We start from the raw sequence: 26,885 nt of genomic DNA, 5'->3' as shown, positions 1-26,885 counted from the left end.
GTCACGCCCCGGGGTTCTGGAACCAGCCGCGGTGGTCGATGAAGCCTGCGCCGAAGTCCAGGATCACCCGGATTTCCACGCCGTCCACGTCCCAGCCCGAGCGGCTTTCCACCTGCGGCCCTTCGTTGCCCGAGAGATAGGCGAACTCGAGGCCGTCGATCTCGCCGGGGTCGGCGGTCACATACCAGCGGGTTGCGCTGGACAGGCGTGGTTCGACCACCAGCGACATCGCTCCCGAGAAGGGGTTCACATCGGTGGCGGTGGCGGGCGCGATGGTCGCCAGCCACTTCTCGGCCACCGTCTCCAGCGCGGGTGGTACCAAAAGGTTCTTCGGCGTCACGCGGATCACGCGGCCCTCGATGCGCTTCTGGGTGCGCAGGGCCAGACGCGCGGCCGATAGGGTGGTGTCCGAGATCACGGCACCTGTCGTCGCGCGGTTGCCGTGATCGACATGGAACAGCGCCTTGTTGTCCGACAGCGTCGGGCCGTTGCCGCTGTTCGCCTCCAGCAGGGTCACGAGGATCCGTGCCTCGGTCTCGGCGGCCCCTTGGCCCATGCGGCGGGCGAGGTCTGCGAAGGCGCCGAGGTCGTCGTTCACAAGCACCTGCCGGGTGGTGCCGATCTTCTTGGCCCAGGTCTCGATCTTGTAGGCCTCGCGCGCCTCGGCCATGGTTCCAGACTTGATCTCGCCCGCCTCGTTCAGCTTCTCCAGGAGCGGCGCTTCGCCCAGCATGATCTTGTTCACCGCCCGGAAATCCCGCGCCGAGGTCTGGCGGCCGAGGCGGCGGATGCCGGAAGGGGCGGCCTGGTAGGCATCGCGCAGCACGCGGCCCACGGTGTTGCCGAGGATGATCGGGAAGTCGGACGTAGTGTGCAGGGCGCGGGTCACCAGGCTGGCTGGCGACAGCGCCATGGTGGATTCGCCCCGCAGGGTCAGCAGTTCCTTGGCCATGTCCACCGGCGTGGCATAGGCATAGCGGCGGGCAGGGTCCGACAGCTTATGGCGCGGGTTGATCCGGGCATAGAGGGCCTCGCCCATCTGGCGGGCACGCAGGGCCGGGTCATCGTGGCTATCGCCCATCTCGACGCGGACCTGTTCGGTGCGGATCGTCGGCGCGCTGCGGTTGGCAAGCGCCTCGAAGGCGGCACGGCGGGCGCAGTCCGCATCGGCGGCGGCGTCGATCTGGCCGTCAATCCACGCCTGGTCCAGCCCGGCGATGCGGGCGATGGAGCGGATCTCGGTGTTGATCGCGGCGCGGGTCTGCGCCTCGGGCGGTGCGGGGGTGTTGGTGTCGGTCATGTGGGTCTCCATACGGATGTGGGCGCCGGGATCGGCGGGCGTAGGCACCAGGGAAATCTCGTGAGGGGTCCAGCGCACGGCGGTCAGCACGCGCGCGCCGTTCTCGGTGGTCTCGGCCCATTCCTCGACCGAATAGCCGACCGAGACATGGCGCAGGATCCCGGACAGCACGTCCTGCCAAAGCGGTTCCACCTCGGGGCGGGCCGAGAAGCGGATCAGCGCCGTGCCGCGCTGTCCATCGACGGCTGCGGATTGCACGCTGCCCAGCACATCGCGGACAGCGGACTGGCGATGCGCATCCAGCACGCTGGCCCCTTGCAAGCGCGACAGGTCCACCGCCTCAGGCGCAAGGCTGAGGCGTTCGACATAAGGGCCAGCCATGTCGCGGCGGCGCACGGGTGCACCGGTGGACCAAATCACCTCGACGGTGCGGTCATCGCGGTTGGCGCTCGCCGGGGCCAGGTCGGCGCGGCGGTTCAGCAGGGTGACGGTGTCATTCATCGGCGATGTCCTCTTTCTGGACAGGCGAAGCACCGAAGTTCAGGCCCAGCGCATCCGAGCGCGCCTTGTCGGCGGCAATCTCGGCATCGACCTGTTCGGCGTCGTAGCCCCGTTCGGAGATGGCCTGCGTCCTGCTCTTGAGACCGGCGTTGATGGCGAGGATCTCGGCCTCGACGTCCTTCTTGGGATCGACGTAGTCGAACTTGGGCGGGAGCCATTCGCACCCGAGATAGGCCGCGGGATCGCGGTCGAAGTCCCGTGCGGGCAGATCGCCCGACAGCACTGCCAGCCGCACGAAGCGTTCCCAGACCGGGCGGCAGAGCAGATGGACGACCACGTTGTGCTGCAGCTGCTCGACGCGGCGGCGGAACTCGATCAGCCCGGCGCGGATCGAGGAATAGGTCACGCCTTCCAGATCGCCCGAGACAAGTTCATAGGGCAGACCCATCCCGGCTGCGACGGCGCGCAGGTGGTTCTTCACGAAAGGCGCGTAGGCATCGTGCTCGGTCGGGTTGGAAAACCGGATGTCGGTGCCGGGCGGAAGGGGGATCAGGCTGCCGGGCTCCATGCCCACGGTCAGCGCACCGTTGGTGTTGGTGCCGGAAAGCCCGCCTGCCGTGCCGTCAGGATCGGTGATGAAGCCGGTGAACAGCGCCGCGACCTTGGCCTTCACCAGCGCCGCATCCTCGAACTGGTCCAACTCGTGCAGGCGCAGCAGCACCGGGGCCAGCCAGGTGATCCCGCGCAATTGGCCAGCCGCCAGCGGCTTGAACAAATGCAGGCAATCGGCGGCGGGCAGCCGCAGCGGTTCCAGCCGCAGCGAGGTCAGCGGATCGCCGGGCCGGTCGCGCATGACCCAATAGGCGGTGCGCTGCCCAGCGCCGTTGAACTCGATCCCGGCTCGGATGCGCGCGCCGCCGCCGATGTCGCGGTGCAGGTCCAGCGGCACCTGGTCCCGGTCCAAGAGGTCGATGTGCAATGGAACGGTGGCGGCATCGCGCACCACTCGCAGCCGGGCGAAACTCTCGCCGCCCTCGACCATTGCGCGCACGGCCATAGCTTGCAGACCGTAGAAATCGGCCAGCCCGCCCGGATCGGCATGGTCCGTCCAGCGCAGCCACAACACCTGCAGCCGTTCGCGCACCGCGCGATCAGGGTGCGTGGATTGCGGCTTGATCCCCGCACCGACGACATTGCCCACCAGACTGTCCACAGCAGCCGCGACCCAAGGGTTGTTCCGCGCATACCATCCCGCACGTCGCGCCGCCGTGGTCGCGCCCGCAAGGATCGCCGTGTTCAGCCCGTCGACCGTCCGCGCCCCCTCCCAACGCCGACCACCACCCGCAGCGTCAAAGCCGCGCGTGCGCGTGAATCCTAGGAGGCGATGAAGCAGCGTCCGCATGGTGCGCAGTGTCTCATGCACGGCGTCCTCGGGGTATCCGAGCGGATGGGAAGGATCGGGATTGGAAATTGCTGGGCTAGAACGCGGCGGCTAGTCGATCATTGATCCAACTGCTAGCCTTCTCAAGAAGTTGAGAATGCTGAGGCACGATGAGTCAGGATTACGCACGAGCAATCGCCGATAGTGGCCTTACGATTTATGATCCCATTGAGGTTGGCGATCCAGACCTTTGGATCCCAACACCCGAACTTGAGGTACTCCTAGACGAGCGGCTGCGCGGGATAAGCCTTGCCGGCCTGGCCCTTCGTACACGATCAAAGGTCGTCAAAGAGAACGTCTGTCGCGCTCTGGGCTACCCCGTGCCCTCAAGCTTCAAGAAGACCCAGCCCCGCTTTTTGGGCCAAATGTTCGACACCTACGCCCAGAAGTCGAACAACCTTCAAGTCTGGAATGAAGAGCTCTCCCCGACGCGCCGCTATGTCATCCTGCGTGTCGATGAGGCTGACCAAATCGCAGGGGTTAAGGTTGTCAATGGCGAGGAGCTGGCGCAGCTCGACACCACCGGTACTCTGACACAAAAATATCAGGCGAGGCTGATTCCTGGGGCAGCGCCTGAGGAGTTGATTTCCCCGACTGACACCGACGCCCTCCTGCCTCATATTCGGGCCGGGGCGAACCTAGCCCAGACCGTCAGCCCGATAGACCACCCGACGCACGGCCTCATCCTGCCCATTGGCGAGGTTTTCGAGAGGCTACGTGGCGCGGTGGGTCGGTCCTTCCCAGATGCTGGTTGGGATCAGGAACGCAACAGGGGTGCCGCGCTGCACCGCATCGTCTGCGAGCTTCTGGGCTATGCCGACTACCGCGACGATGGGCGCTTTCCGGATGTTCGGAACCAGTTGCTGGAGGTCAAGCTACAGACCTCGCCAACCATCGACCTGGGGTTGGTGAGACCTGCCAGCGAGGAGCCGCTGGACGTGCCACAAATCGCCGGAACGCAGGTCCGCCATTGCGACGTGCGCTATGCCCTGTTCTATGCGCAAACGGATGGTGCTGCGGTGACGCTGACCCACCTGTACCTGACCACAGGAGCGAACTTTTTCTCACGATTCCCGCAGTTTGGCGGCAAGGTCCTCAACAAGAAGCTTCAGATACCGCTCCCGTCAGACTTCTTCTACAGGTAGGCCGAACGCGGACCACACCATCCGGTCAATACGCTTTTCAAGGGCTGGGTCGGGGCCGTTGGCCATCCGGGCGTAAAGGTCGCGGCAGGCGGTCACAATCTCCCGTGCGCCGCTGCTCTCTGGGTCTGGGAGGGGGAACTGTTCGACATACTGTGTGATAAACCGCCGCCGCCCCGCATAGAGCTTATTGTTGAAGCGGAGGTCATAGAAGCGCTCGATGAAGGTGGAGTTGGCCACGCCAACCGCGAGCCACAACAGGTCTTCATCCCCCGTCAGCCAATAACAGTCGCCGTTTACAACTGTACCCTCAAGGTCCAGCCAGAAGGTGGGCCGCTCGGAAATGTCCCTGAATACCAGCTTTGGCGCCGGCCAGTCGGCCGGGTTCTGCGGCACCCAGATTTCATACCACTGTCGCCCTGCCTCAATCACATAGCTGCGGTCTTCTAGGGTCTGCCGGTGCTGCTCCAGATAGGCAAGGCTGGCCGGATACAGGGACAGGTCCACGGCCTGCTTTTTGCCATCAACCGCCTGATGCGGGTACAAGACTAGCTGGTTGTGTGGCTCGGACCGGAACCGCCGCGCGATGTGGTGCGTCGTCAAGGGTCGGTGCAACTCTAGCTCGCAGTCCCATTTTTTAGGAAGAAATACCTTGTCGGCGCACGTCTTGATCCCGACCCTGATCTTGCCAATGTCGCGGAAGGTGCCCCAGGCGTTCTGTTCAACGGTTGCCAGCCAGCTTTCCACACCTGCCGACGCCAGCCGCCACACCCCGAAAGGGTCCCCGCCCGTGTCTAGCGTCCCATGTTGAACAAGGAAGGTCCGGCCATCGTCAATAGACACCGCACCATGTTTTCCAACTGCTTCTATCGGAGTAGCGGCCGTATGCGCGGGCTCATCCTTTGTCTGGTAAATTGTCACGAAGGACGGTGTGGCGGACTTCGCCCCTGCGCCCCGAGCGATCAGCACGGCAGGCAGCACGGCAGCATCGAACAGCTTTGTGTCGCCCAAGTCATAGACTTCGCGCAGCCGGAGGCCAGTCATCATCCCGGCGCGGGCGGATGCGCCGCCCTTCGTCGTCATGAACCGGTTTGAGACAATGAAACCGGCCGCGCCTTCTGGTGCCAGAACTGTCGCCATGCCAAGAAGGAAGGCGTGGTATAGGTCAACCCGCCCAGTCAGCCCAAACTGCTGGGCGAGTTGCTGCGCGCGGTCGGCACCGATGATTTGTGTGCGCACATACGGCGGGTTGGCGATGATGATGTCATAAGGTTCGGCACTGGCGAACAGCCCACCCGCGAAGTCGTCGAGCACATGGTCCAAGAAGCTGCCGAGGCGAAGGTTCAGGATGGCCTGCGGATGTTCGAGCGACAGGCGCCTGCGGGCCACAGCCAACGCCAAATGGTCTGTTTCAAATCCGAAGACTTCGACAGGCCCGTCAATTCGATCTAGTATCGCGAGGAGCAACTCGCCGTGTCCTATCGCGGGGTCAAGAACCCTGATAGCCCGCCCAGAAACAAGGTTCGCGTTTGCTAGGATGCGGTCAGCCACGAAGTCAGCAAGCGCCCGGGGTGTGTAGGTTGCCCCGTCGGATTTGGTCTCCCCAACGTCGCCATAGCGTTTCGTGAACCTCACCGCCTCTGTCACTGGATCATCCTGTTCTTTTATTGTTCTCGGCAAGCTTACATCGGAACGATTGGGAGTTCCACTTCGAACCGGGCGGATGCAAGTCCATTTACCGTCTTCGCTTTGAAGATGTGTGATGGCCTTTGTGTGCAGGTTCCGAGCATGTTTCGCGCCGCGCCAAAATCCTTTTGCACTGACTGCCAGCGGAGGCGAGTTATCCCATCCATGCAGAACGGATCGCCGTACGCATTGGCTGCACTGGTACGCCAACCCTTCCCTCCACCTCCTCGTTCAACCGCATCCCCATGCTGATCAGGCCGTGCAGGGCGGCGTGGGCGTAGACGAAGGTGTCCAGCGCTTCGTTGCGTTCGCCTTCGCGTTTGGGTTGCCAGGAGCGGATGGGGCGGCCCTTCTCGAAGCGGGTGACGACACGTTCGGCGGTCAACTGGCGGAAGTAGTCGGCGTCGAGGCGGCGGGGGAAGTGGATAGCTCCGGGGCCAGGTTCGGTCAGTTTCAGGCGCGCGTAAACGGCATCCTTCACGGCATCGACGCCGACGATGAACAACGGGATCTTGCCCTTGTTGGTGCGGGTCGGGCGGCGGGGCCAGACCGGGATGCCGGGGCCGCCGCGGCCCTTGATCGCCCAGACGCGGCGGGCGAGGCGGGTGCGGCAGAACTCGTAGGCCATCTTGGTGTGGTGGCCACCGGTATCCACCGCCACTGCGCGCACCGGCAGATCTCCCCAAGTGCCGTTCAGCACGCCGTCTAGGTCGGACCAGAGGCGTGGGCCGGAAGGGTCGCCCCACAAGACGCGATAGTCGATCACCCACGCTTCCTCGTCCCGGCCCCAGCCGACGATCTGCACCTCGATCCGGTCGCCCTGCACGTCGACGCCTGCCGTCAGCACAGCCACGCCGGGGGCGAGGTCGCTGCCCCAATCCTCGCGCCGGGCCATCACCGGATCGGCGGGAACGGTATCGCCCGCCTGGTCCTCCCAGGACTCGCCCAACTTGGTGTTGACCCAGACCTGCAGGCGGGCGGGATCCTTTGCGACGCGGGCGTGCTCCTGCGCGATCTCGGCCCATGTCTCCCACGGGGAATAGAGTGATGACAGGTGGAACCCCGCGGTGCGGCCATCACCCAGCGCGGTTGGTCGCCATTCTCCAGCGGCCAGCAGGCGTGGCTTGTCGTGCTCGTGATGCACGCCGCCGCAGGCATCGCAGACCAGGTAGGCGGCGTCGCGCTGCCCTTCTGGCCAGCGGATGCGCGCCCACATGATCGGGGCCATTTCGCCGCAGTGCTGGCAGGGGACGTGGAAATACCGCTGATCGCTGTCGAGGAAGGCCGCCTCGATGCGGGAGTGACCCTTCAGAGTCGGCGTGGACACCATGTAAATCTTGCGCCGCCCCCGGAAGGTGGAGGTGCGCTGAATGGCCAGATCGACGGGGTCCCCCTCGCCATCGGCATCGCCGGGATAGCCGTCCACCTCGTCCAGGAACAGGTAGCGCACCGGCGTAGACCGCAGGCCGACTGCGCTGTTCGCGCCGGTCATCACCAACTGGCCGCCGGAGAAGGATTTGCGGAACAGGCTGTTCCCGGCATCGCGTGACCTCGGGGCCGAGACCAGATCGCGCAGGGCAGGGGTGGCCTCGATCAGCGGGTCGATCCGCACCGTCGTGTTGCGCCGCACCATATCGAGCGAGGGCATGACCAGCATGGCGATGCCGGGCGCATTCTGGATGATGTAACCCAGCCAGTTCAGCCCAGCCTCGGAGCCTCCGGTCTGAGCGCCCTTCATCAACACCACCCGTTCGTAAGGGCTGGAGGTGGACAGCGCGTCCATCACCGCGCGCAGGTAAGGCGTGCGGTCCGTGCGCCAGCGGCCTGGTTCCGCAGAGGTGGGCGGCAGGATGCGGTGGCGGTCGGCCCAGTCCGAGACCGGGATGGGCGGTTCCGGGCGGATGCCGCGCCGCCACGCAAGGTCGATGTCAGGCACCATCGCCAAAGCTCCCGAGCGGAAGGTCGGCCAAGTGTTCGAGATGCTCGCGCATCATCCGGTCCAGTGCGGCGAAGGTGGCGCGCGGATCGGCCCCGACCTCGGCCGCCAGCAGCGGCGCGGTGCGCTGCACCCAAGCCATGTGGGCGTCGCGTTCGGCACGGGCGCGGGCGAAGACGGTGCGGGTGGCGGCGGCGGTTTCGACCAGCAGGCCCTGTTCCTTCTCGAAGGCCAGCTTGGCGCGCTGCACCTTCACGATCTCATGCAGCCGCTTGGCTTCGGCCAGCCTGGTCGAGACGCGGGCGGGGGTCGCAGCGGCACCACCCTTGTTGCGGCGGGCGGGGTCGAGGTTGTCCTCGATCCAGGCGAGGCCCACCGCCACGTCGATCTGACCATCGGGGCGCACCGGCAGACCCTCGGCCACCAGTTGCGAGATGCGGCCTTTGGTCAGGCCGACGCGGGCGGCGAAAGCGGTCTTGGTCTCATGGCTGTCGAGTTTAGTCATTCTCGCCCCCTGACGTTGGCGGGCCAATGCGCTGCGCTCCCCCGCATACAAATCGGCCCGGGAGGAACCGCCGCCTTCCCGATCCTTCCCGATTGAAGCCCCTCAGACCGGCCCGAGGGGCGCGGCGCATGACGCAAGAATGACGCAGGAATGACGGGTTTTGGGGCGTAAGTGCTTGATAGTGTTGAGATGACGCACCTGCCCGGGAAACATTTTATATAAGGGGTAATTTGGGCCTTCAGGGTTGGGTGGTTTTCCCCCTTTATCAAAAAGGTTTGAGCCAAGTGCGTCATCTCAACACTTTCAATGGGTTGCGCGCCAAAGTCCGTCATTCTTGCGTCACCACTGCGTCACTGTGATGCCGAGGAAGAACCGGCCTGCGCGCACGAGAGGCTGTACCTTGGCTGTGACAAACGTAAATCAAAACGGAAGCCACATCCGAGGCGCTTAGGCTTTCCGGATCAGGCCAGATCGCTTTCGCTAGTAACATCTTGAGACGGCATGTCGCCTACTCCCGTCGGCACATAGCCGCCGGGGAGGAACGCTCGGTCTTTCGGCCAGTAGCCGTGGCCACTTACGTTTACAACCTTGTCCTTCATCCGGGACATGCGCACAGACAGCGTATTTAGATCGGAACTCTCATCCGGGCTTCCGATGGCGATGTCACGGTCGAGCAGCGCCTTGTAGAGCGCGGACCGATCCAACGGCACTTCGGCTTCGGAAAGCAGCTCAGTTACGACACGCTCAAATTCGACCATCGGCGTCTTGGGACTCTTTACGCGAGGCAAATTGGGCTCGGTGACGCTAGGCTCATGCTGCGCCTCCTCCTGCGTTTTCACCGAATCAGTAACCGTTCCAGTGTGTGCTGTATGCGGAGCGCCAGAGGAGAGGTAGCTCTCAGCGATACGCTGTAGCTCTTCATATTGGCCCAAGATCCTGTCAATCTCAGCCAGGCGCGCTACTACCCGTTGACGCTCAGACTGGAGTTTTTCGATGGCGTTCATGGCGATCTTCCTCTTGTAGGTGCGGATGTAGCACGATCTGGGCGGCGAAACAACGCTCCTAACGCCCCGCGCCTACACATGGGATTTTCGTAAGCCAGCGCTTGCGCGTGGCCTACGTCTGCGATATGACTGCGTGTGCGGGCAATCCCGCCAAGATGCCTCAGAGGTGACGATGAGAAGACACCGGGGTCCGTCGCGTTGACAACCGCCCGACGCGGGGGACCTTAAACGGGAAAAGCCAGACCAAAGGCCTGGCTTCCCATAGTAGGCGGAAATCAGCGCGGGCCGTGACCCGTGGAAATCCTCCTGTCTCGCAAACAGAGTATTCCACAAACCCCGGCCCGCATCAAGCGAAACCCTCTTCCCTAGAAAGGAGAAGGGCATGATCGGGCATATCTGGATCAGGCGTTATACGCGCCGCCGGTTCGGTTGCATCGAGCATGTCTGCGCCCATTGGCGCAGCTTGCCGAAGTAACCTGAAGGCGGAGGTGGTCTGTCGCGCCATGCGTTAGCGGCCCGGCAGGCGGAATCTTTCTTAACCAACCTAGGCGGCACTTCGGTGCCGCCATTTTTATATGGCATACAACATCGGTAACCTGTTTGACGTAGGCAATCTAGCTGCCAGGCTGGACAGGATTCCCGTTTCCTCCCAACGATTAGCGGCTGTTCCGTGCGACACGACGCCGACGTCGTGACCAAGAAAATCGGCTAACAAGCTGAAATTACGATATTATCTTGGGCGCAGGGGTAGCCCTCATAACCTGAAGGTCACAGGTTCAAATCCTGTCCCCGCAACCAAAAATAATTCAGTAGTGATCTCAATAGCCCCCTAGCTAACGCCGGGGGCTTTGCCGTTTCTGGGGCCCCTGCCCGACGAAATGCGCCGGCCGGTTGCCAAGCTCAGCAGACCCGCCAGATCGCCCTGCACGTCGATCGTCAGGGGGGCTCACGCTTCATCCGGCGTCAGGACGATCCGCTCGATGAGTGCCCGCAGCGCCTCCTTTGCGGCGTCCATCTCTTCGGCATGCCCCAAAGCCTCGAACGAGGGCCGCAACCCGCTCCTGATAGACCCCCGCCATCGCCTGGTGAAACAGCACCGGTTCCTGTGAGGGGCGGTCCGCGAGAAGCCTCTCGAGGTCCTGACGCCGTGCGTCGAGCGCGATCATGGTTGCCTTCAACTGATCCCTCGGAACACCGTCCAGGATCGCCTGCACCAGCTTGGCGTGGTCCTTCTTCACCCGCGCGAGTTCGCCCTCGAGAGCTGCACGGCTTGCGTCCGCCTGGGTCGCCAGCCGGTTGCGCTCGACGACGTATTCCTCGCAGAACAGCCGGACCAGATCCGGGTCCATCAGGTGGTTGGCAAGGGCATCAAGAACCTTCGATTCCAGCAGGTCGCGCTTGATCGCGAGCCGGTTTGTGCAGACTGCCGCGCCCTTGTTCCGTGCGGCGGAGCAGCCGAACGCGTCGGCGGACATCTTCGAGAACCCGCTGCCACAGCAGCCGCACCGCATCAGCCCGGAGAACAGGTAGCGGGGACGGCGGCGGTCCCACACCGGCGTGTCAGTCTCTTTGCTCTTCATTGCCCCCTGACGGGCGCGCACCGCGTCCCAGAGGTCCTGATCAACGATCCTGAGCGCCGGCACTTCGGTCATAACCCAGTCTTCTTGGGGCTTCAGCCGCGAGACGCGTTTGCCGGTCGAGGGGGCCTTCACAGAGGCGAGCCGGTCCCAGACCAGGCGACCGACATAGAGTTCGTTGTTGAGGATGCCGGTGCCCCGTTCCCGGTTGCCATGGATCGTCGACGCGGACCATTGCCCGCCACGCGGTCCCGGAACCCGCTCGGCGTTCAACTGCGCCGCGATCTTCCTCAGCGAGATGCCGCGCGCATAGTCGGAGAAGATCCGGACCACGACACGGGCCTCCCCTTCGTCTATTCTGCGCTCTCCCCGGACCGCTTCTCCGCGGTCATCGACCCGGCGCACGGCGCGGTAGCCGTAGCTGATTCCGCCGGCCGACCGACCCGCCAGGGCGCGTCCCTTGAGCCCGCGGTGCGTCTTCTTGCCAAGCTCCTTGAGGACCAAGGCGTTCATCGTCTAGGGCAGGCCGATGTGCAGTTCGTTGATCGGGCCTTCGCTCAGGGTCTCGATGGTGACCCCATGAAAAGCCAGCTGCTGGTGCAGGCTCGCAACGTCGGCCTGGTTGCGGCTCAGCCGGTCCAGTGCCTCGGCCACGACGACATCAAACGGTCCCGCGCCGGCGTCCGCGAGGAGTTGCTGGATGCTGGAGCGGAGCAGGCTTGCGCCTAAGGCTGCCCGGCCGGTGTAAGTCTGCACCACGATCTCATAGCCGCGGCCCTATGGGTGCCCGTGTCGATAACGTCGAAGTGGGTCTCGGGCAGGGCGACGTGGACGAAGTGGAGATCGTCATAGCCCGTGCCGCGCCAGTCCTGCCGACAGCCCCCGTTCCGACGACGGCGAGGTGGTCGGCCTTGCGGGCTTCGATGGCGAGCGGCGCGTCCTCAGCTACGCAGCACCCGGCGCAGCGGGTTGATCGCCAGCAGGACGATGCCCGCGATGGCCATGCCGGCGACGGAGAAGTTCTGGGTGCGCATGGCTTCGGCCGCGATGCCGACCAGCGCCCAGGCGACGGCTGCGGGATAGGTCGGCGTGTCCGGGCAGCGGCGCGCGACGCTCAGCGCGAGGATCAGGACCACCGGCAGCATGACCAGCGCCGCCGTCGTCGGGGCGAGGACGCCGTAGCCGCCCAGCAGCACGCCGATCGCCACCCCCGTCGCCGCCGTCAGCCACCCGGCATAGAGGCCGAGCGGCGCGCGCAGCCACAGCCGATCCTCGGGCCCTGCGCGCAGCAGCGCGGCCAGGGCCCCGGCCAGCATGACGACGATCATCGCCGTCGCCAGCGGCGGCGAGACCTGCGCGACCGCGATCCAGAACGTCCCGACCCCGAGGCTGACGGCCAGCGCGGGCCGCATCGCTGCCCAGTCCGGCGCCGCCGGCCGGCGCAGCAGCCCGAAGCCCGCGCTGGCGATCAGCCCGAGATAGATCAGCCCCCAGATCGCGAACGCCCAGCCCGCCGGCTGGATCGGCCATTCCTGATGGACAACCGGAAATTGCGACGGGGTAAAGCCGTTGAACCCGTCCGATGCCAGCGGCGAGGCGGCGAAGGCGACGGTCAGCAGCAAGATCAGGATGGCCATGCATTCCCCCACAGCCCGGACGGAAGATTGGGTCTTTCGGTCGCCCGGAACGCGGAATAGTCTGCCGCAGATGAGCGACGTTATCAACCGTGACGCGCGCGCTGTCGAGGCTGCTGCGCCCGAGGCCTGGGCCGCCGAGGCGGAGGACCACCGGCGCGCGATTGATTCGCGGCTGGCGACGCTGTGCAGCCCGTTCTTGGTCCGCGTGCCGGCGCCCGGCCAGGCGATGACCTCGATCGCGGACGAGCAGGACCGCAAGACCGGACAGCTGTTCGAGGCCGCCTTCCGGGGCGTGGCGCTCCTTCAGCGGTGCGATGCCGTCCAGACCGCCCCCCTCGGCCGGGTCAGCCGCCTGCGCCACTACCGCGCGGCGCTCGACGAGGCGCTCGGCGCGTTGTGGTTCGACGCGCAGCCGGTCGCAGCCTATGCCCGGTCGGTGCTGCCCGCCCGCCCGCCCGGATCGGTCTAAGGGCGATGCACGCGCCCGAGACTCCCGCCGTTTTGACGCTGACCGGCCTGCGCAAGAGCTTTCCCGCGCAGGGCGGGTCCGTCCCGGTGCTGGCCGGCGTGTCGCTGCGCCTCGCCGATGGCGAGACGCTGGCACTGACGGGCGAGAGCGGGTCGGGCAAGTCCACCCTGCTGCACCTGATTGCGGGCCTCGACCGCGCCGATGCGGGGACGATCACCGTCGCCGGGCAGGACGTGACCGCCATGTCCGAGGCCGAGGCCGCGCGCCTGCGCCGCCGGACCGTGGCGATGATCTTCCAGGCCTATAACCTGATCCCGTCGATGACGGTGGCCGAAAACCTCGCCTTCCACGCGCGGCTGGCCGGGCGGTTCGACCCGCGCTGGACGGACGAGCTGGCGGCGCGCCTCGGCCTTGCGCCCCTCGCCGGGCGGATGCCCGACGCGCTGTCGGGCGGCCAGCGCCAGCGCGTCGCCATCGGCCGCGCCATGGCGCTGCGCCCGCGCCTGCTGCTGGCGGACGAGCCCACCGGCAGCCTCGACGAGGACACGGCCGAGCGCATGATGGCCGCGCTGCGCGATCTGGTCGCGGACACCGGCTGCGCGCTGCTGATGGTGACCCATTCGCCCCGGCTGGCAGCGGCGCTCGACCGGCGGGTGCACCTCAGCCACGGTCGCGTGGCGGCGGCATGACGCGCGCGATCCTCGCCGCGCTGTGGTCGCACTGGCGGCGCGCCCCGTTGCAGCTGGCGACGCTTGTGGTCGGCATCGCGCTGGCGACGGGGCTGTGGTCAGGCGTGCAGGCGATCAACGCCGAGGCGCGCGCCGGCTTTGCCGCGGCGGAGGACGGCCTGCGCCTTGGGGCGCTGGCGCGGCTGGTGCGGCCGCAGGGGCCGGCGCTGACGATGGCCGATTTCGTGGCGCTGCGGCGCGCCGGTGTGCTGGTCAGCCCGATGCTGCGCGGCCCGGCGACGGTGGAGGGGCAGGCGGTCGATCTGATCGGCCTCGACCCGCTGACCGCGCCTGCCGGGCTGTGGCCGCAGGCTGGCGGGATCGGGCCGGGGATCGACCCGGCGACGGTGATCCTTGGCGCCGCAGGACCAAGCCGCGCCGGAACCCTGCGCAGCCCCGATCTGCCCCCCGGCACCGCGATCGCGGATCTCGGCCGCGCGGCCGAGCTGCTGGGCCACGAGACGCTTGACGCCCTGCTGCTGATCGCGCCGCAGCCCCTGGGCGCGCCCGATCCGGGCTCGGTGCTGCCGGGCCTGCAGCGCATCGCCCCCGCGGCGGGCACCGACCCCGCCGCCCTGACCGAGAGCTTCCGGCTGAACCTGTCGGCCTTCGGGGCGCTGTGCTTCGTCGTCGGGCTGTTCATCGTGCGCGGCACGATCGGGCTGGCGATGGCGCAGCGGCGGCGGCTGCTGGCGGTGCTGCGGGCGCTGGGGGCGCCGCTGGCGCTGGTCGGCGCGCTGATGGTGGCGGAGCTGGCGCTGATCGCGCTCGCCGCGGGGGCGGTCGGGGTGGCGCTGGGATACCTCGTCGCGGTGGCGCTGATGCCGGGCGTGTCGGCGACGCTGGCCGGGGTCTATGGGGCCGAGGTCGGCTCGGGCGTCGCGCTGCGCCCGGCGTGGTGGCTGGGCGGGATCGCGCTGGCGATCGCGGGCACGCTGGTCAGTGCCGCCGGCCCGCTGATCGCGGCCGCGCGCCGCCCGGTGCTGGCTGCCGCCGCGCCCGCGCGGGGCTGGCCCTGGGCGCTGGGCGGGGCGGGGCTGCTGGCTGCGGCGGCCGGCCTGCTGGCGCTGGGGGGCGGGCTGGTGCCGACCTTCGCCGCCATCGGCGCGCTGCTGCTGGGGGCGGCGGCGCTGATGCCGGGGCTGGTGCGCGCAATGCTGCACGCGCTGCCTGCGGGGGCCGCGCCGCTGCGCGCCTGGGCGGTGGCCGAAACGCGCGATCAGGTTCCGCAGATGGCGCTGGCGATGACGGCGCTGCTGATGGCGCTCGCCGCCAATATCGGCGTCGGCACGATGGTTGACAGCTTTCGCACGGCGTTCGGCGGGTTTCTGGATCAGCGGCTTGCGGCCGAGCTGTATGTCGCCGCGCCCGACGGCGGCACCGCCCTGCGCGCGGCGCTGCCGGCGGGTGTCCGCGCCCTGCCGATCGAGCACGTGGCGGCGCGCGTCGCGGGCCAGCCCGTCGAGATCCACGGCGTCGTCGACGACACCACCTATCGCCGCGACTGGCGGCTGCTGGCGGGCGCGCCGGGCGCCTGGGACGCGGTGCAGGCGGGCCGCGGCGCGGTCATCAACGAGCAGCTCGCCCACCGCGCGGGCATTGCCCCGGGCGCCGCGATCGCGCTGCCCGACGGCCCGGCCGAGGTTGTGGGCATCGTGGCCGACTACGGCAACCCGCTGGGGCAGGTGATCGTCTCGGACAGCCGATATCGCGCGCTGCCGGATGCGCGGCCGCCAGAACGCTTCGCCCTGCGCACGCCCGACCCGGCGGGCACGGCCCGCGCGCTGGCGGCCGCGGGCGTCCCGGCAGAGGCGGTGCAGACCCGGGCGCAGGTCCGCAACCTGTCGCTGCGCATCTTCGAGCGCACCTTCGCCGTCACCGGCGCCCTGAATGCGCTAACGCTGGCGGTGGCGGGCTTTGCGGTGCTGACCGCGCTGCTGACCATCGCCGACCAGCGCGTGCGGCGGCTGGCGCCGCTGTGGGCGATGGGCGTGCCGCGCCGCGCGCTCGCCGCGCTGGAGCTGGGGCGGGTGGTGCTGCTCGCGGTGCTGACCGCGCTGCTGGCGCTGCCGGTCGGGCTGGCGCTGGGGTGGATCCTGCTGGCGCGGGTCAATGTCGCGGCGTTCGGCTGGCGGCTGCCGTTCCAGCCGGACCTGGCGGCCTGGGCCGGGCTGATGGCCCTCGGGATCGCCGCCGCCGGGCTGGCGGCGCTGTGGCCGGCTTGGCGGTTGGCGCGGTCCTCGCCCCGCGCGCTGATCGAGGTGTTCAGCGGTGATGGATAGGCGCGCCTTCCTGATCGCGGCGCTGGCCGCGGCGCGGGTGCGGCCCGCCGCGGCGCAGGGCTTCGCCGGCCTCGGCACGGCCTCGGACGGCTATGCGCTGCCCGACCCGGCGCGGCCGATCGCCTTCCCCGCCGACCACGCGCCCCACCCGACGTTCCGCATCGAGTGGTGGTATGTGACCGCGCCGCTGTCCTTTACCGACGGCACCCCCCTCGGCATCCAGTGGACGCTGTTCCGCTCGGCGCTTGCGCCGCGCCCGGCACCGGGGGCGGACGCGCCGCCGCAGGCGTGGATGGGCCACGCCGCCGTGACGACCGCCGCGCGGCACAGCGTGGCCGAGCGCTGGGCGCGGGGCGGCACCGGGCAGGCCGGGGCCACGGGCAGCCCCTTCGCCGCCTGGATCGACGAATGGGCGATGACGGGCGATCCCGCCAGCGCCCTGCGCCTGACCGCCGGGGGCAGCGATTTCCGCTATGCGCTGGACCTGACCGCCACCGGGCCGCTGGTGCGGCACGGGCAGGACGGCTACTCGGTCAAGTCGCAGGCCGGGCAGGCCAGCCATTACTATTCGCAGCCCTTCCTGAGGGCGACCGGCACGGTCGATCTGGGGCAGGGGGCGCAGCCGGTGACCGGGCAGGCCTGGCTCGACCGCGAATGGTCGAGCCAGCCGCTCGCCCCGGACCAGAGCGGGTGGGACTGGTTTTCGCTGTTCCTCGATGACGGGCGGCGCGTGATGCTGTTCCGCCTGCGCGGGGCCGAGGATTACCTCTCGGGCACGGTGATCGGGCCAAGCGGGCAGACGGCGCTGGCGCCCGAAGACATTGCGCTGCGCCCGCTGCGCCGGCAGGGCGGCGTGCCGGTGGCCTGGCGCGTGCGGGTGCCGGCGGCCGATCTCGACCTGACGGTCGCGGCGCTCAACCCCGGCGCGTTCATGACCACGCAGGTCCCCTACTGGGAAGGCCCGGTCGGCGTCGAGGGCAGTTCCGGCGGGCGCGGCTATCTGGAGATGACGGGCTACCCGTCCCGGGGCTGAGCCGCCGCGCCGGGCGCAGGCGGAACAGTGTGGCGCCCCGGCCCATTCTGACGCAAGGTCCGGCGCGGACAGGGCGGGCGGCAGGCAACGCGATGAGACGGCTGGGCAGCCGCAATGCAGCTTACGCGGCGCGGCGCCGGGCCTTGCTGGAGGCCCTGACCCGGCGTTTGAGGGATCGCGCCAGCGGCTGGCCGACCATGCGCGAGCTTGCCATCTCGGCCGGGTGCAGCGTCTCGACCCTGCGACATTATTTCGGCCGCCGCGAGGATCTGGTCGCCGCCGTTCTGGCGCACATCGCCGACGGCACCGGCGCGCAGATCGCGGCCACGCGCCAGGCCGAGGGCGGCTTTGCCGCGTCGCTCGCGGGCGCCGTCGACCGCGCGCAGGCGGCGCTTTACGATCCCGTCATCTCCGAGTTGCTGGGCATGGGCCTGATCGAGGCCCTCAGCGCGCCGCAGCTGGGGCCGACCTTTCTCGACACGATGCTCGACCCCTTCGTCGCCGCGCTGGCCGAGCGGCTGGACGCGCATATCGCGCAAGGCGAGATGCGGCCCGTCGACACGCGCCTTGCGGCCATGGCGATCATTTCGCCCGTCCTCGTGGCGGCGCTGCACCAGACGCGGCTCGGCGGGGCGGCATGCCGGCCGCTCGACCCCGCGGCGCATGCGCGGCAGATCAGCGCGATGTTTGTCGCCGCCTACGGCACGGGCGGTGCGCCCTCGGCCGCAGCGTCGTAGCCGCGCAGCGCGCCCAGATGCGCGGCCGCGGCTGCGCGCAGGGCGGCCTGCTCCTCCGCCGGCTTGGCCGCCCAGGCCTTGACGATCACCGCCATGCGCGGATTGCGCGCCCAGCGGTCCGCATGGCGCGCGATGAAGTCCCAGTAGAGCGCGTTCCACGGGCACGCCCGCGGCCCCAGGCGCATTTTCGGATCGAACCGGCAGCCGCGGCAGTAATCCGACATCCGGTTCACATAGGCGGCGCTGGCGGCATAGGGCTTGGTTGCCAGCAGGCCGCCATCGGCAAACTGCGACATGCCGAGGGTGTTGGGCAGCTCGACCCATTCGTAGGCGTCCACATAGACGCCCAGATACCAGCGGTGGACCTGCACCGGGTCGGCGCCGATCAGCAGCGCATAGGTTCCGGCGATCATCAGCCGCTGGATGTGGTTGGCATAGCCGGTCGCGATCGTCTGGCCGATCACTTCGGAAAGGCAGGCCATGTCGGTGCGCCCGGTCCAGTAGAAATCCGGCAACGGCTGGCGCGCGTCCAGCGCGTTCGTCGCCGCATAGCCCGGCATCTTCAGCCAGTAGACCCCGCGCACGTATTCGCGCCAGCCGATGATCTGGCGGATGAAGCCCTCGACCGCGGCAAGCGGCGCCCGGCCGGCGCGCCATTCCGCCTCGGCCCGGCTGCACAGGTCGAGCGGGTCCAGCAGCCCGAGATTGAGGTAGGGCGAAAGCAGGGCGTGGTGCATCCACGGCTGCCCGGCCAGCATCGCGTCCTGCGTCTCGCCGAAATGGGGCAGTGCCTCGGTCAGGAAGCGGTCACGCGCGGCCTCGGCCCCGGCGCGGGTGACCTGCCAGCGGAACGGGGTCAGCGCCCCGAAGCTGGCGGGGAAGCGGTCCGCGACCAGCGCCAGCACCTCGCGCGTGACGGGATCGTCCGCGCCGGGCAGCGGGGCGGGCAGGAACAGGCTGGGCCGCGCGGGCTTGCGGTTTTCGGCGTCAAAGTTCCAGCGCCCGCCGACGGGCGCCTCGCCCTCCATCAGCAGGCCCGTGCGCCGGCGCATGACGCGGTAGAAATGCTCCATCACCAGCGTGCGGCGCCCCTCGGCCCAGGCGGCGAAGTCCTCGCGGGTGCAGAGGAACCGGCGGTCCTGGCGGATCAGGACGGGCAGGCCGAGGCGGTCCTCCCACCCCTCCATCTCGGCCTGCAGGCGATACTCGCCCGGCTCGGTCGCGATCAGCAGCGCGGGGCGGTGGCGGGCGATGGCTTCGGCGGCGGCGGTGGCGAGGTCCGCCAGCCCCTCGGGCAGGGCGCGGTAATCGACGGTCCAGCCGGCGGCGCGCAGCTCGGCCGCGAAGTGGCGCATGGCGGCGAAGACCAGCGCCAGCTTCTGGCGGTGGTGATCGACATAGCCCGCCTCGGCCGCGACCTCGGCCATCAGCACGACGTCGCGGGCGGGGTCGGCGCCGTCGAAGGCCGACAGGTCCGGCGTCAGCTGATCGCCGAGGATCAGGATCAGGCGGCGCTGTGCGTTCACCATGCGATCGGCAGCCCGCGCATGTCGTAAAAGCTGCCAGTGTCGGCCGGGGTCAGCCGGTCGATGACGGCGAGCAGCCCGGCGGCAGCCTCGGCCGGGGCGAGGCGCGGGCGGTTCGCGGCATAGCGGTCGGTCATCGGCGTCGCCACCGTGCCGGGATGCAGGGCGACGACCACGCTGCCGGGGCGGGTGCGCGCCAGCTCGACGCTGGCCGTGCGCAGGATCTGGTTCGCCGCCGCCTTGGACGCCCTATAGGCCATCCAGCCACCCAGCGCGTTGTCGCCGATGCTGCCAAGCCGCGCCGTCAGGCCCGCGAATACCGGGCGCGGGGCGCCCAGCAGCGGGGCGAAATGGCGCAGCGCCAGCGCCATGCCGGTGGCGTTCAGCGCGAACTGGGCGGTGAAGGCTTCGGCCTCGATGTCGGCGAGGCGTTTTTCCGGGCCGCGGCCCGCAATCTCCAGCGCGCCGGCGGCGTTGACGATCAGGTCGAACGGCGGCGAAAGCTGGGCCGCCGCCCGCGCCACGCTGGCGGCATCGGTCAGATCAAGGCCGGTGGCGCTCCGCGACAGGCCCGTGACCGCGCTGCCGCGCGCCTCCAGCGCCGCGACCAGCGCCGCCCCGATCCCGCCCGAGGCGCCGAGGATCAGCGCCCGCCTCACCCGTCGTGCCCCGGCGCGAGGGTGCTGCCCATTGCGGCCAGCGCCGCCCGCGCCCGCGCCCGCCCCTCGGCCAGCCCGATCAGCGGGCGCACGGGCGCGGCCGGATCAAGGCCCCAAGCCCGCGACCCCGCCTCGAAATACCCCGAGGCGGGGTCGAGCCAGCGCCGGCGATAGGCGCCGGCCGGGTCGAACTTCTCGGCCTGCAGCGCGGGGTTGAAGACGCGGAAATAGGGCGCGGCGTCCGGCCCGCTGCCCGCGACCCACTGCCAGTTCATCGCGTTGCTGGCCGGGTCCCAGTCGGTCAGGCAGTCGTCGAACCACGCCGCGCCAACGCGCCAGTCGGTCAGCAGGTGCTTGGTCAGGAAGCTGTCGACGACCATGCGCACGCGGTTGTGCATGGTGCCTGTCACGAACATCTCGCGCAGGCCGGCATCGACGAGGGGGATGCCCGTCATCGCACGGCGCCAGCCCTCGGCCTGTGGCCCGTCGCCCTGCCAGCCGAAGCGGTCCCAGTCAGGGCGATAGTTCGCGCGCGGCAGGTCCGGGCGGTCCGCCAGCAGCGCCCAGGCGAAGTCGCGCCAAAGCAGCTCGGACAGGAACTTCTCGGCCCCGCGGCCGGGGACGGCGCGGGCGGCGGCCCAGATCGTGCGTGGCCCGATCTCGCCCACCGCCAGCGCCTCGGAGAGGCCCGAGGTGCCGCCCGGCAGGTCGATCCGGTCGCGCGCGGTGGCATGGTCCTGCACCGGGCGGTCAAGGAACTGATCTAGGCGGCGCAGGGCCGCGCGCTCGCCCGCCTCGGGCGCGTGGGCGGCAAGGACGGCCGCGCCGCGGCGCATGTCGGGGGCTAGGTCGGCCAGCGCCTCGCCCGGCGCGGGCCGCCAGTCGAGGCGGGCGGGGGCCGGGGCGGGGCCCGGGATGCCGAGGGCGCGGGCGGCGCGGGCGAAGGCGGAATAAACCTTGAACGCTTGGTCCTGCGCGCCCCGCACCGCGCCGGGCGGCAGCAGCGTGTGCCCGTCATGCAGGACCAGCGCCACGCCGCGCGCCGCCAGCGCCTCTGTCGTGCGGGTGTCGGCGGCGAGGCGTCCGGCCTCGGGCCAGGCGAGGGCGTGCACCTCGGCCACGCCGAGTTCGGCGGCGAGGGCGGGCAGCACCGCCTCGGGCGGGCCGCTGCGGATCGTCAGCGCGCCGCCGCGCGGTGCAGGCGCCAGCGCGTCGCGGCGCCCTGTGCGGCCAGCAGCGGCTCGCGCAGGAAGACGGCCGTGACCGTGCCGGCCGCGGTCAGGGCCGCGTTGTCGGCAAGGCGCGCATCGCGGCGCACCCCCCAGATCGAACCCTGCGCCACTCCGATCCCTCCCTCGCCCGCGTGCCAAGGATCGCAGGATGCCGGCCCAGCGCAAGGACCTGCAGAGCGCGTGCGGTTGTTTTTGACATGTTTGTGAGATGATCCTGTTTACCAGCCTGCCATCTGGTCCGCGACAGTGGAGCGGATGTCCCCAAGGTCGCGCCCCTCATGCTGATGCAGCAGGTTGATGGCATCCGCGTCGTAGAGCCGCTTTCCCTTCATCGGCATGGCCATTGCGATCAGGGTGCTGCAAACCCCCTCTGCGATGAAGCCCAACTCGGCACCAGACCCGCTGCCCGGCGGGTTAGGGGCGGTTCTTCCAGGCATTCATCCCGAGGCTGCGCGCGGCCGCCGTTTCAAGCGGGATCAGCATGCCCGGAAAAGCCGCAGCCTGCATGGCTGGGCGATCTTGCAACTCCAAACGTCAAGGCGCACCAACAAAAAGCTTCTTGCCCCAGGCTGGTCCGGCTCATACTGCATGGGCATCTTTTCCTTTGCGCCTTGGCGGGATATGGTGCGCCCTGACATGGCAGCGATCCCCCTTGGGGCGCAGCGCCAGGGCTGTCAAAGCCCGTGGGCAAGCCTTGGTGACATATTTCAGGCGGACCAGATGAACGATTCGATGATCGCGGCGCCACTGGCTGGCGCGCTGGCCGCGCGCGGCTATGATACCCTGACCGCCGTGCAGCAGGCGGTGCTCGGGCCCGAAACCGCAGGGCATGACCTGCTTGTTTCGGCGCAGACCGGGTCGGGCAAGACCGTCGCCTTCGGCATTGCCGCGGCCTCGGACCTGCTGGACGAGAACGGTCTGCTGCCTGTGGGAACCCCGCCGCTGGCGCTGGTGATCGCGCCCACGCGCGAACTTGCGCTGCAGGTCGCGGCCGAACTGCGCTGGCTTTACGCCGATACCGGGGCGGGCGTTGCCACCTGCGTCGGCGGGATGGATTACCGCACGGAACGGCGCGCGCTTGAGCGCGGCGCGCAGATCGTCGTGGGCACGCCGGGACGGCTGCGCGACCATGTCGAACGAGGCGGGCTGGATCTTTCGGCGCTGCGGGTCGCGGTGCTGGACGAGGCCGACGAGATGCTCGACATGGGCTTTCGGGATGATCTTGAATTCATCCTGGGCGCCGCGCCGGCCGATCGGCGCACGCTGATGTTCTCGGCCACGGTGCCCCCGGCGATCGAAAAGCTGGCGCGCGATTTTCAGCGCGATTCCCGGCGGATTTCCGCGATGGGCGAGGCGCGCCAGCATGGCGACATCGACTATCGCGCCCTGTCCATCGCCACCCGCGACCGCGAGAACGCGATCTTCAACCTGCTGCGCTATTACGAGGCGCAGACTGCCATCGTCTTCTGCAAGACGCGGGCCAATGTGAATCATCTGCTGGCGCGGATGGGCAATCGCGGCTTTCGTGTCGTCGCGCTGTCGGGCGAGCTGTCGCAGCAGGAACGCACCCATGCGCTGCAGGCGCTGCGCGACGGCCGGGCGCGGGTCTGCATCGCCACCGACGTGGCGGCGCGCGGCATCGACCTGCCGGGGCTTGAGCTGGTGATCCATGCCGACCTGCCGACCAATCACGAAACCCTGCTGCACCGGTCGGGGCGGACGGGCCGGGCGGGCGCCAAGGGCGTTTCCGCGCTGATCGTCGCGCCTGCCGATTACAAGAAGGCGCAGCGCCTGTTGCAGGCGGCCGGGGTGGTGGCCGACTGGGGCAAGGCCCCCTCGGCCGAGGAGGTCAGCGCCCGTGATGATGTCAGGATGCTGGACCATCCGGCCCTGACGACGCCGCTGGAGGATATGACGCCTGCCTTGGCCCTGCTGGAACGCGTGGGCCCCCAGCAGGTCGCGGCCGCCTTTGTCCAGCTGTGGCGCGAGGGCCGTCCCCCGCCCGAAGAGCTGACCGACACGGCCCCGCCGCCCGAGGCTGGCCCCCGGCCGGCCCGCGTCTTTGGCGAGGCGGTGTGGTTTGCCCTGTCGGTCGGCCATGCCGGGCGGGCCGAGGCGCGCTGGCTGCTGCCCAAGATCTGCGAAGCGGGCGGCATCACCCGCGAGGCCATCGGCGCGATCCGCGTGCGCGAGAGCGAAACCTTCGTCCAGATCGCGACCGCTGATGCCGCCCGCTTCAGCGCGGTGACGGAACTGGAGCCGGGCCTGTCGATGCGCCGCCTGGCGGGCGAGCCGATGCTGGACAGCGCCGCAGGCGCAAGGCCGCGCCCCCGATCAGGGGGCAAGCCTGCCGCCATGCCGCCCGCCGGGCGCAAGGCCGCCTCGGCCGCATCGGCCCCGCAGGGCGAGCGCGCCGAACAGCTCGTCCCCGGCAAAAAGCCGCGGTGGACGGCAGATGCCAAGGCGGCCAGAAAGGCCGGTCCCGGCGCCAGAGCCGAGGGCAAGCCCGCGCGGGAGGGCAGGCCGGGCGGCGCGGGCGATGGCAGGCCGGGCCCACGCGGGCGCAAGGGGCGCGGCTAGCTGCCCGCCCTCGGGGCCGGCCGGGCAGCGGCGCTGTCGATCAGTCGAGGGGCCGTGGCAAACCCCGGATCTGCCCCGCAACCCGCGGGGTCAGCCGACTGCCCCAGGGCGACCCGTGGGTTGGGGCATCGGTGACGCGCCCTTGCGGCTGCATCGGAACGGCGCCTCATCACAGGCATCCTGCGCAGCCCTGTCCGGGCGGCCTTCGCGGCCGGCGGGGCGCAGCGCCTCGATAACCAGCAGCCCGATTGGCCCTGCCCCGAACACCGCGGCGCTGTCGCCAGCGCGGATCGAGGACAGCCGCACGGCGTGCAGCGCGACCGCCGAATGCTCGACCATCGCGCCCTGTTCCAGCGACAGCCCTTCCGGCATCTTGTGGACCATGCGCGCCGCCACGACCGAATAGGCGGAAAAGCCGCCATGCCCCCCGGACAGCCCGACAAAGCCCAGCTTGTCGCACAGGTTGTACTTGCCCTCGCGGCAGGCGGGGCAGGCGCCGCAGGCAAAGATCGGCTCGATGGCGACGCGCTCGCCCACCGCCAGGCCCTCGACCCCCTCGCCCAGTTCGGTCACGGTGCCGCAGAACTCGTGTCCCATGACAATGGGGGCCCGGTCATGGCTGAGCGGGTGGTCCTGCCCCGCGGGTATGAAGATCGGCCCGGCCATGTATTCATGCAGGTCGCTGCCGCAGATGCCGGCCCAGGCGAGCTTCAGCTTGACCTCTCCGGGTCCGAAAACGGGTTCGGGAACATCCTCGACCCTGATGTCCCTCTGTCCGTGCCAGCGTGCTGCCTTCATCTGTCATGCTCTCTTTAGGGATCGTGTCGGTCGCCCGCCTGCTTTGGCGGCGGGCGCGCCGATACCAGGGGAGGTGCCGGCCGGTTACAGCCACAAACCCCGACAGGGAAGGGGGCTGCGCCCGCCTTGCGGCCAGCGCGCTTCTGCGGCTGGGCGGTGGTGGGGCGCGATTGCGGCGGCCCGGCGAGGAAGATAAGGTTGCAACCATTGGCTGTGCCGGGCTGTCATGACCAGGGACCAACCGCATCGCGGCGCCCTGCCGCAGGGGAACGACCCTCTGACGATCCGGCGCGCTGGCGACCGGATCGCCTTGGCAGGCCGGCTGGGCATCGCGGCGCTGCCTGCGCCCGCCTCCCTTGCTGGTGCCGCCGAGGCCGATCTGTCCGGCCTGACCGGGCTGGACACCGCCGGGGCCTGGCTGCTTGACGATCTGCGCCGGCGGGGCATGCGGCTGACCGGCCTGCCCGATCGCTTTGCGCCCCTGCTGGCGGCTGTCGCCAAGGCCGTGCCCGAGATTCCGCCGCCCCCCTCGCGCCGCATGCGCCTGCGCGATCTGGTCGAGGGCTTGGGCCGCTGGGTCGTGGGGGCGGGTGCGGGGGCGGCTGGGCTGGTCGAATATCTCGGCCGCTTTCTGGCCGCGCTGGGCCGCACGGTGCTGCATCCGCAGCGTTTTCCGCTGACCGCGCTGGCCCATCATGCCCAGCAGGTCGGGCTGGACGCCGTGCCTATCGTCGCCACGATCTCGTTCCTGATCGGGGTGGTGCTGGCCTATCAGGGGGCCTTCCAGCTGCGCGCCTTCGGGGCCGAGATCTTTACCGTCGATCTGGTCGGCATCGCGGTGCTGCGGGAAATGGCGATCCTGCTGACGGCCATCGTCGTCGCCGGCCGCACGGGCGCGGCCTTCACCGCCGCCATCGGCGCCATGAAGATGCGCGAGGAGATCGACGCGATGCGCACGCTCGACCTTGATCCCGACACGGCGCTGATCCTGCCGCGGGTGCTCGCCCTGGTGCTGATGATGCCGATTCTGGCGCTGATCGCGGACATTGCCGGGCTGTTGGGCGGGGCCGTGATGTCCTGGGGGGCGCTGGACATTTCGCCGGCGATGTTCATGGCGCGCCTGCGCGACAACGTGGCGGTGCAGCATGTGCTTGTCGGCCTGGTCAAGGCCCCCGTCTTTGGCCTGCTCATCGGCATCATCGGCTGCCGCGGCGGGATGCAGGTGGGCGGCGACACGGAATCGCTGGGGCGGCTGACCTCGGGATCGGTCGTGGGCGCGATCTTTGCGGTGATCCTGGCCGATGCGGGGTTCTCGATCTTCTTCGCGCAGGTAGGATGGTGAGCGACCCGATCATCCAAATCCGCGGCCTGCGCACGCAGTTCGGGCCAAAGGTTATCCATGACGGCCTCGACCTCGACGTGATGCGGGGCGAGATCCTGGGTGTCGTCGGCGGGTCCGGAACGGGCAAGTCGGTGCTGCTGCGCAGCATCGTGGGGCTGCTGCGCCCGGCAGCGGGGACGATCACGGTGGACGGCATCGACGTGTTGGCCCCCTCGGCCGAAGGCCGCGCCCGGCTGGGCGGGCTGTGGGGGGTGATGTTCCAGGACGGCGCGCTGTTTTCCACCCTGACCGTGTGCGAGAATGTCGAGGTGCCGATGCGCCCTCTGGACCTGTCCCCTCCGGTCCGGCGCGCGTTGGCCGAGCTGAAGATTTCCATGTCCGGCCTGCCGCCCGATGCGGGCGACAAGTTTCCCTCCGAGCTGTCGGGCGGGATGAAGAAGCGCGCCGGGCTGGCCCGCGCGCTGGCGCTCGACCCGGCGATCGTCTTTCTGGACGAGCCGACCGCGGGCCTCGATCCGATCGGCGCCGCCGAATTCGACCGCCTGATCCGCGGGCTGACCGACGCGCTGGGGCTGACGGTGTTCCTCGTCACCCATGACCTTGACACGCTGCATGCCTGCTGCGACCGCATTGCGGTGCTGGCGGAAAAGCGGGTGCTGGCGACCGGCACCATCGCCGAGTTGCGCCGCCTGTCCCACCCCTGGGTGCATGATTATTTCAACGGTCCCCGCGCCCGCGCGGCCTTTGACCCCGCAACAAAGGCGTGAGCG

Annotated in this window: 23 protein-coding genes; 9 read left to right on the top strand and 14 right to left on the bottom strand. The window is 69.1% G+C overall.

Annotation, left to right across the window (positions count from 1 at the left end; translation table 11 throughout):
* Nucleotide 1 precedes the first annotated feature (1 nt).
* Together B0A89_RS05205 and B0A89_RS05200 are read right to left on the bottom strand one after the other, a co-directional pair.
* On the bottom strand, nt 2–1,801 hold the full coding sequence (locus B0A89_RS05205) for a prohead protease/major capsid protein fusion protein (RefSeq protein WP_085377229.1): 1,800 nt from the start codon (nt 1,799–1,801) through the stop codon (nt 2–4).
* Nucleotides 1,794–3,224, bottom strand: a complete 1,431-nt coding sequence (locus tag B0A89_RS05200) for a phage portal protein (protein WP_240558648.1) — start codon at nt 3,222–3,224, stop codon at nt 1,794–1,796. Before B0A89_RS05200 ends, B0A89_RS05205 begins: the two co-directional genes overlap by 8 nt.
* A 128-nt stretch (nt 3,225–3,352) precedes the next feature.
* On the opposite strand from B0A89_RS05200, the gene B0A89_RS05195 reads away from it, so the two are divergent.
* Nucleotides 3,353–4,387: a restriction endonuclease gene (locus B0A89_RS05195; RefSeq protein WP_085377227.1), complete on the top strand. Its 1,035-nt coding sequence runs from the start codon at nt 3,353–3,355 to the stop codon at nt 4,385–4,387.
* On the opposite strand, the gene B0A89_RS05190 is transcribed toward B0A89_RS05195, so the two are convergent.
* The 7 genes from B0A89_RS05190 to B0A89_RS05160 form a co-directional block, all read right to left on the bottom strand.
* Complete coding sequence (locus B0A89_RS05190; protein WP_205949777.1) at nt 4,367–6,031, bottom strand: Eco57I restriction-modification methylase domain-containing protein; 1,665 nt, start codon at nt 6,029–6,031, stop codon at nt 4,367–4,369. The genes B0A89_RS05195 and B0A89_RS05190 overlap by 21 nt on opposite strands.
* Before the next feature lie 193 nt (nt 6,032–6,224).
* Nucleotides 6,225–8,009 (bottom strand): phage terminase large subunit family protein, encoded by a 1,785-nt coding sequence (locus B0A89_RS05185; RefSeq protein ID WP_085377226.1) that lies wholly within the window; start codon nt 8,007–8,009, stop codon nt 6,225–6,227.
* Nucleotides 7,999–8,511, bottom strand: a complete 513-nt coding sequence (locus tag B0A89_RS05180) for a hypothetical protein (protein WP_085377225.1) — start codon at nt 8,509–8,511, stop codon at nt 7,999–8,001. Before B0A89_RS05180 ends, B0A89_RS05185 begins: the two co-directional genes overlap by 11 nt.
* 461 nt (nt 8,512–8,972) lie before the next feature.
* Nucleotides 8,973–9,515 (bottom strand): hypothetical protein, encoded by a 543-nt coding sequence (locus B0A89_RS05175; RefSeq protein WP_085377224.1) that lies wholly within the window; start codon nt 9,513–9,515, stop codon nt 8,973–8,975.
* A gap of 953 nt (nt 9,516–10,468) precedes the next feature.
* The gene (locus tag B0A89_RS05170) at nt 10,469–11,605 is read right to left on the bottom strand and encodes a recombinase family protein (RefSeq protein WP_085377223.1); all 1,137 of its coding nucleotides are present in this window, start codon (nt 11,603–11,605) and stop codon (nt 10,469–10,471) included.
* 3 nt (nt 11,606–11,608) lie between these two features.
* Nucleotides 11,609–11,848 carry a recombinase family protein gene (locus B0A89_RS05165; RefSeq protein WP_169712135.1) on the bottom strand — a complete coding sequence of 80 codons (240 nt, stop codon included), beginning with the start codon at nt 11,846–11,848 and terminating at the stop codon, nt 11,609–11,611.
* 185 nt (nt 11,849–12,033) lie between these two features.
* Nucleotides 12,034–12,729, bottom strand: coding sequence for a tryptophan-rich sensory protein (locus B0A89_RS05160; RefSeq protein ID WP_085377221.1), 696 nt, complete (start codon nt 12,727–12,729; stop codon nt 12,034–12,036).
* Nucleotides 12,730–12,799: 70 nt separating this feature from the next.
* Between B0A89_RS05160 and B0A89_RS05155 the strand changes: the two genes are divergently transcribed.
* The 5 genes from B0A89_RS05155 to B0A89_RS05135 all read left to right on the top strand — a co-directional run bounded on the left by B0A89_RS05155 (nt 12,800) and on the right by B0A89_RS05135 (nt 17,978).
* Entirely contained in the window at nt 12,800–13,198 is a 399-nt protein-coding gene (locus tag B0A89_RS05155) for a hypothetical protein (protein ID WP_157115250.1), read from the top strand.
* Between the two features lie 5 nt (nt 13,199–13,203).
* Nucleotides 13,204–13,887 carry an ABC transporter ATP-binding protein gene (locus B0A89_RS05150; protein ID WP_085377219.1) on the top strand — a complete coding sequence of 228 codons (684 nt, stop codon included), beginning with the start codon at nt 13,204–13,206 and terminating at the stop codon, nt 13,885–13,887.
* Complete coding sequence (locus tag B0A89_RS15310; RefSeq protein ID WP_085377218.1) at nt 13,884–16,208, top strand: FtsX-like permease family protein; 2,325 nt, start codon at nt 13,884–13,886, stop codon at nt 16,206–16,208. Before B0A89_RS05150 ends, B0A89_RS15310 begins: the two co-directional genes overlap by 4 nt.
* Nucleotides 16,201–17,241 carry a lipocalin-like domain-containing protein gene (locus B0A89_RS05140; protein ID WP_085377217.1) on the top strand — a complete coding sequence of 347 codons (1,041 nt, stop codon included), beginning with the start codon at nt 16,201–16,203 and terminating at the stop codon, nt 17,239–17,241. Before B0A89_RS15310 ends, B0A89_RS05140 begins: the two co-directional genes overlap by 8 nt.
* Nucleotides 17,242–17,333: 92 nt before the next feature.
* Nucleotides 17,334–17,978, top strand: a complete 645-nt coding sequence (locus B0A89_RS05135) for a TetR/AcrR family transcriptional regulator (protein ID WP_085377216.1) — start codon at nt 17,334–17,336, stop codon at nt 17,976–17,978.
* On the opposite strand, the gene B0A89_RS05130 is transcribed toward B0A89_RS05135, so the two are convergent.
* The 4 genes from B0A89_RS05130 to B0A89_RS15110 are packed head-to-tail and all read right to left on the bottom strand — an operon-like array spanning nt 17,939 to nt 21,505.
* Nucleotides 17,939–19,507, bottom strand: a complete 1,569-nt coding sequence (locus B0A89_RS05130; protein WP_085377215.1) for a cryptochrome/photolyase family protein — start codon at nt 19,505–19,507, stop codon at nt 17,939–17,941. The two genes, B0A89_RS05135 and B0A89_RS05130, sit on opposite strands and share 40 nt — an antisense overlap.
* Nucleotides 19,501–20,163: an SDR family NAD(P)-dependent oxidoreductase gene (locus tag B0A89_RS05125; RefSeq protein ID WP_085377214.1), complete on the bottom strand. Its 663-nt coding sequence runs from the start codon at nt 20,161–20,163 to the stop codon at nt 19,501–19,503. Before B0A89_RS05125 ends, B0A89_RS05130 begins: the two co-directional genes overlap by 7 nt.
* Nucleotides 20,160–21,314 (bottom strand): cryptochrome/photolyase family protein, encoded by a 1,155-nt coding sequence (locus tag B0A89_RS05120; RefSeq protein WP_240558647.1) that lies wholly within the window; start codon nt 21,312–21,314, stop codon nt 20,160–20,162. The genes B0A89_RS05125 and B0A89_RS05120 overlap by 4 nt, the downstream gene beginning before the upstream one ends.
* A gap of 26 nt (nt 21,315–21,340) precedes the next feature.
* Nucleotides 21,341–21,505, bottom strand: a complete 165-nt coding sequence (locus B0A89_RS15110; protein ID WP_240558646.1) for a deoxyribodipyrimidine photo-lyase — start codon at nt 21,503–21,505, stop codon at nt 21,341–21,343.
* 610 nt (nt 21,506–22,115) lie between these two features.
* Between B0A89_RS15110 and B0A89_RS05115 the strand changes: the two genes are divergently transcribed.
* Entirely contained in the window at nt 22,116–23,975 is a 1,860-nt protein-coding gene (locus B0A89_RS05115) for a DEAD/DEAH box helicase (protein WP_157115249.1), read from the top strand.
* A 90-nt stretch (nt 23,976–24,065) separates the two neighbouring features.
* On the opposite strand, the gene B0A89_RS05110 is transcribed toward B0A89_RS05115, so the two are convergent.
* A complete protein-coding gene (locus B0A89_RS05110) occupies nt 24,066–24,773 on the bottom strand; it encodes an alcohol dehydrogenase catalytic domain-containing protein (protein WP_276207447.1) in 708 nt (235 codons plus the stop codon).
* Between the two features lie 226 nt (nt 24,774–24,999).
* On the opposite strand from B0A89_RS05110, the gene B0A89_RS05105 reads away from it, so the two are divergent.
* Nucleotides 25,000–26,115, top strand: coding sequence for an ABC transporter permease (locus B0A89_RS05105; RefSeq protein WP_085377213.1), 1,116 nt, complete (start codon nt 25,000–25,002; stop codon nt 26,113–26,115).
* A complete protein-coding gene (locus B0A89_RS05100; protein WP_420814420.1) occupies nt 26,112–26,882 on the top strand; it encodes an ABC transporter ATP-binding protein in 771 nt (256 codons plus the stop codon). The genes B0A89_RS05105 and B0A89_RS05100 overlap by 4 nt, the downstream gene beginning before the upstream one ends.
* Nucleotides 26,883–26,885: the final 3 nt, after the last annotated feature.

Source organism: Paracoccus contaminans (assembly GCF_002105555.1).
In the GTDB taxonomy this organism is placed as follows: Bacteria; Pseudomonadota; Alphaproteobacteria; order Rhodobacterales; family Rhodobacteraceae; genus Paracoccus; species Paracoccus contaminans.
Note: the sequence above shows the minus strand (reverse complement) of the source record. Positions and strands in the feature narration are given on the sequence as shown.

Bases quoted from the DNA above. Each gene is read 5' to 3' on its own strand.
- B0A89_RS05140 (WP_085377217.1), top strand. From the start codon at position 16,201: ATGGATAGGCGCGCCTTCCTGATCGCGGCGCTGGCCGCGGCGCGGGTG.
- B0A89_RS05195 (WP_085377227.1), top strand. From the start codon at position 3,353: ATGAGTCAGGATTACGCACGAGCAATCGCCGATAGTGGCCTTACGATT.
- B0A89_RS05160 (WP_085377221.1), bottom strand. From the start codon at position 12,729: ATGGCCATCCTGATCTTGCTGCTGACCGTCGCCTTCGCCGCCTCGCCG.
- B0A89_RS05110 (WP_276207447.1), bottom strand. From the start codon at position 24,773: ATGAAGGCAGCACGCTGGCACGGACAGAGGGACATCAGGGTCGAGGAT.
- B0A89_RS05105 (WP_085377213.1), top strand. From the start codon at position 25,000: ATGACCAGGGACCAACCGCATCGCGGCGCCCTGCCGCAGGGGAACGAC.
- B0A89_RS05115 (WP_157115249.1), top strand. From the start codon at position 22,116: ATGAACGATTCGATGATCGCGGCGCCACTGGCTGGCGCGCTGGCCGCG.
- B0A89_RS05135 (WP_085377216.1), top strand. From the start codon at position 17,334: ATGAGACGGCTGGGCAGCCGCAATGCAGCTTACGCGGCGCGGCGCCGG.
- B0A89_RS15310 (WP_085377218.1), top strand. From the start codon at position 13,884: ATGACGCGCGCGATCCTCGCCGCGCTGTGGTCGCACTGGCGGCGCGCC.
- B0A89_RS05175 (WP_085377224.1), bottom strand. From the start codon at position 9,515: ATGAACGCCATCGAAAAACTCCAGTCTGAGCGTCAACGGGTAGTAGCG.
- B0A89_RS05180 (WP_085377225.1), bottom strand. From the start codon at position 8,511: ATGACTAAACTCGACAGCCATGAGACCAAGACCGCTTTCGCCGCCCGC.
- B0A89_RS05185 (WP_085377226.1), bottom strand. From the start codon at position 8,009: ATGGTGCCTGACATCGACCTTGCGTGGCGGCGCGGCATCCGCCCGGAA.
- B0A89_RS05130 (WP_085377215.1), bottom strand. From the start codon at position 19,507: ATGGTGAACGCACAGCGCCGCCTGATCCTGATCCTCGGCGATCAGCTG.
- B0A89_RS05170 (WP_085377223.1), bottom strand. From the start codon at position 11,605: ATGAACGCCTTGGTCCTCAAGGAGCTTGGCAAGAAGACGCACCGCGGG.
- B0A89_RS05205 (WP_085377229.1), bottom strand. From the start codon at position 1,801: ATGAATGACACCGTCACCCTGCTGAACCGCCGCGCCGACCTGGCCCCG.
- B0A89_RS05150 (WP_085377219.1), top strand. From the start codon at position 13,204: ATGCACGCGCCCGAGACTCCCGCCGTTTTGACGCTGACCGGCCTGCGC.
- B0A89_RS05155 (WP_157115250.1), top strand. From the start codon at position 12,800: ATGAGCGACGTTATCAACCGTGACGCGCGCGCTGTCGAGGCTGCTGCG.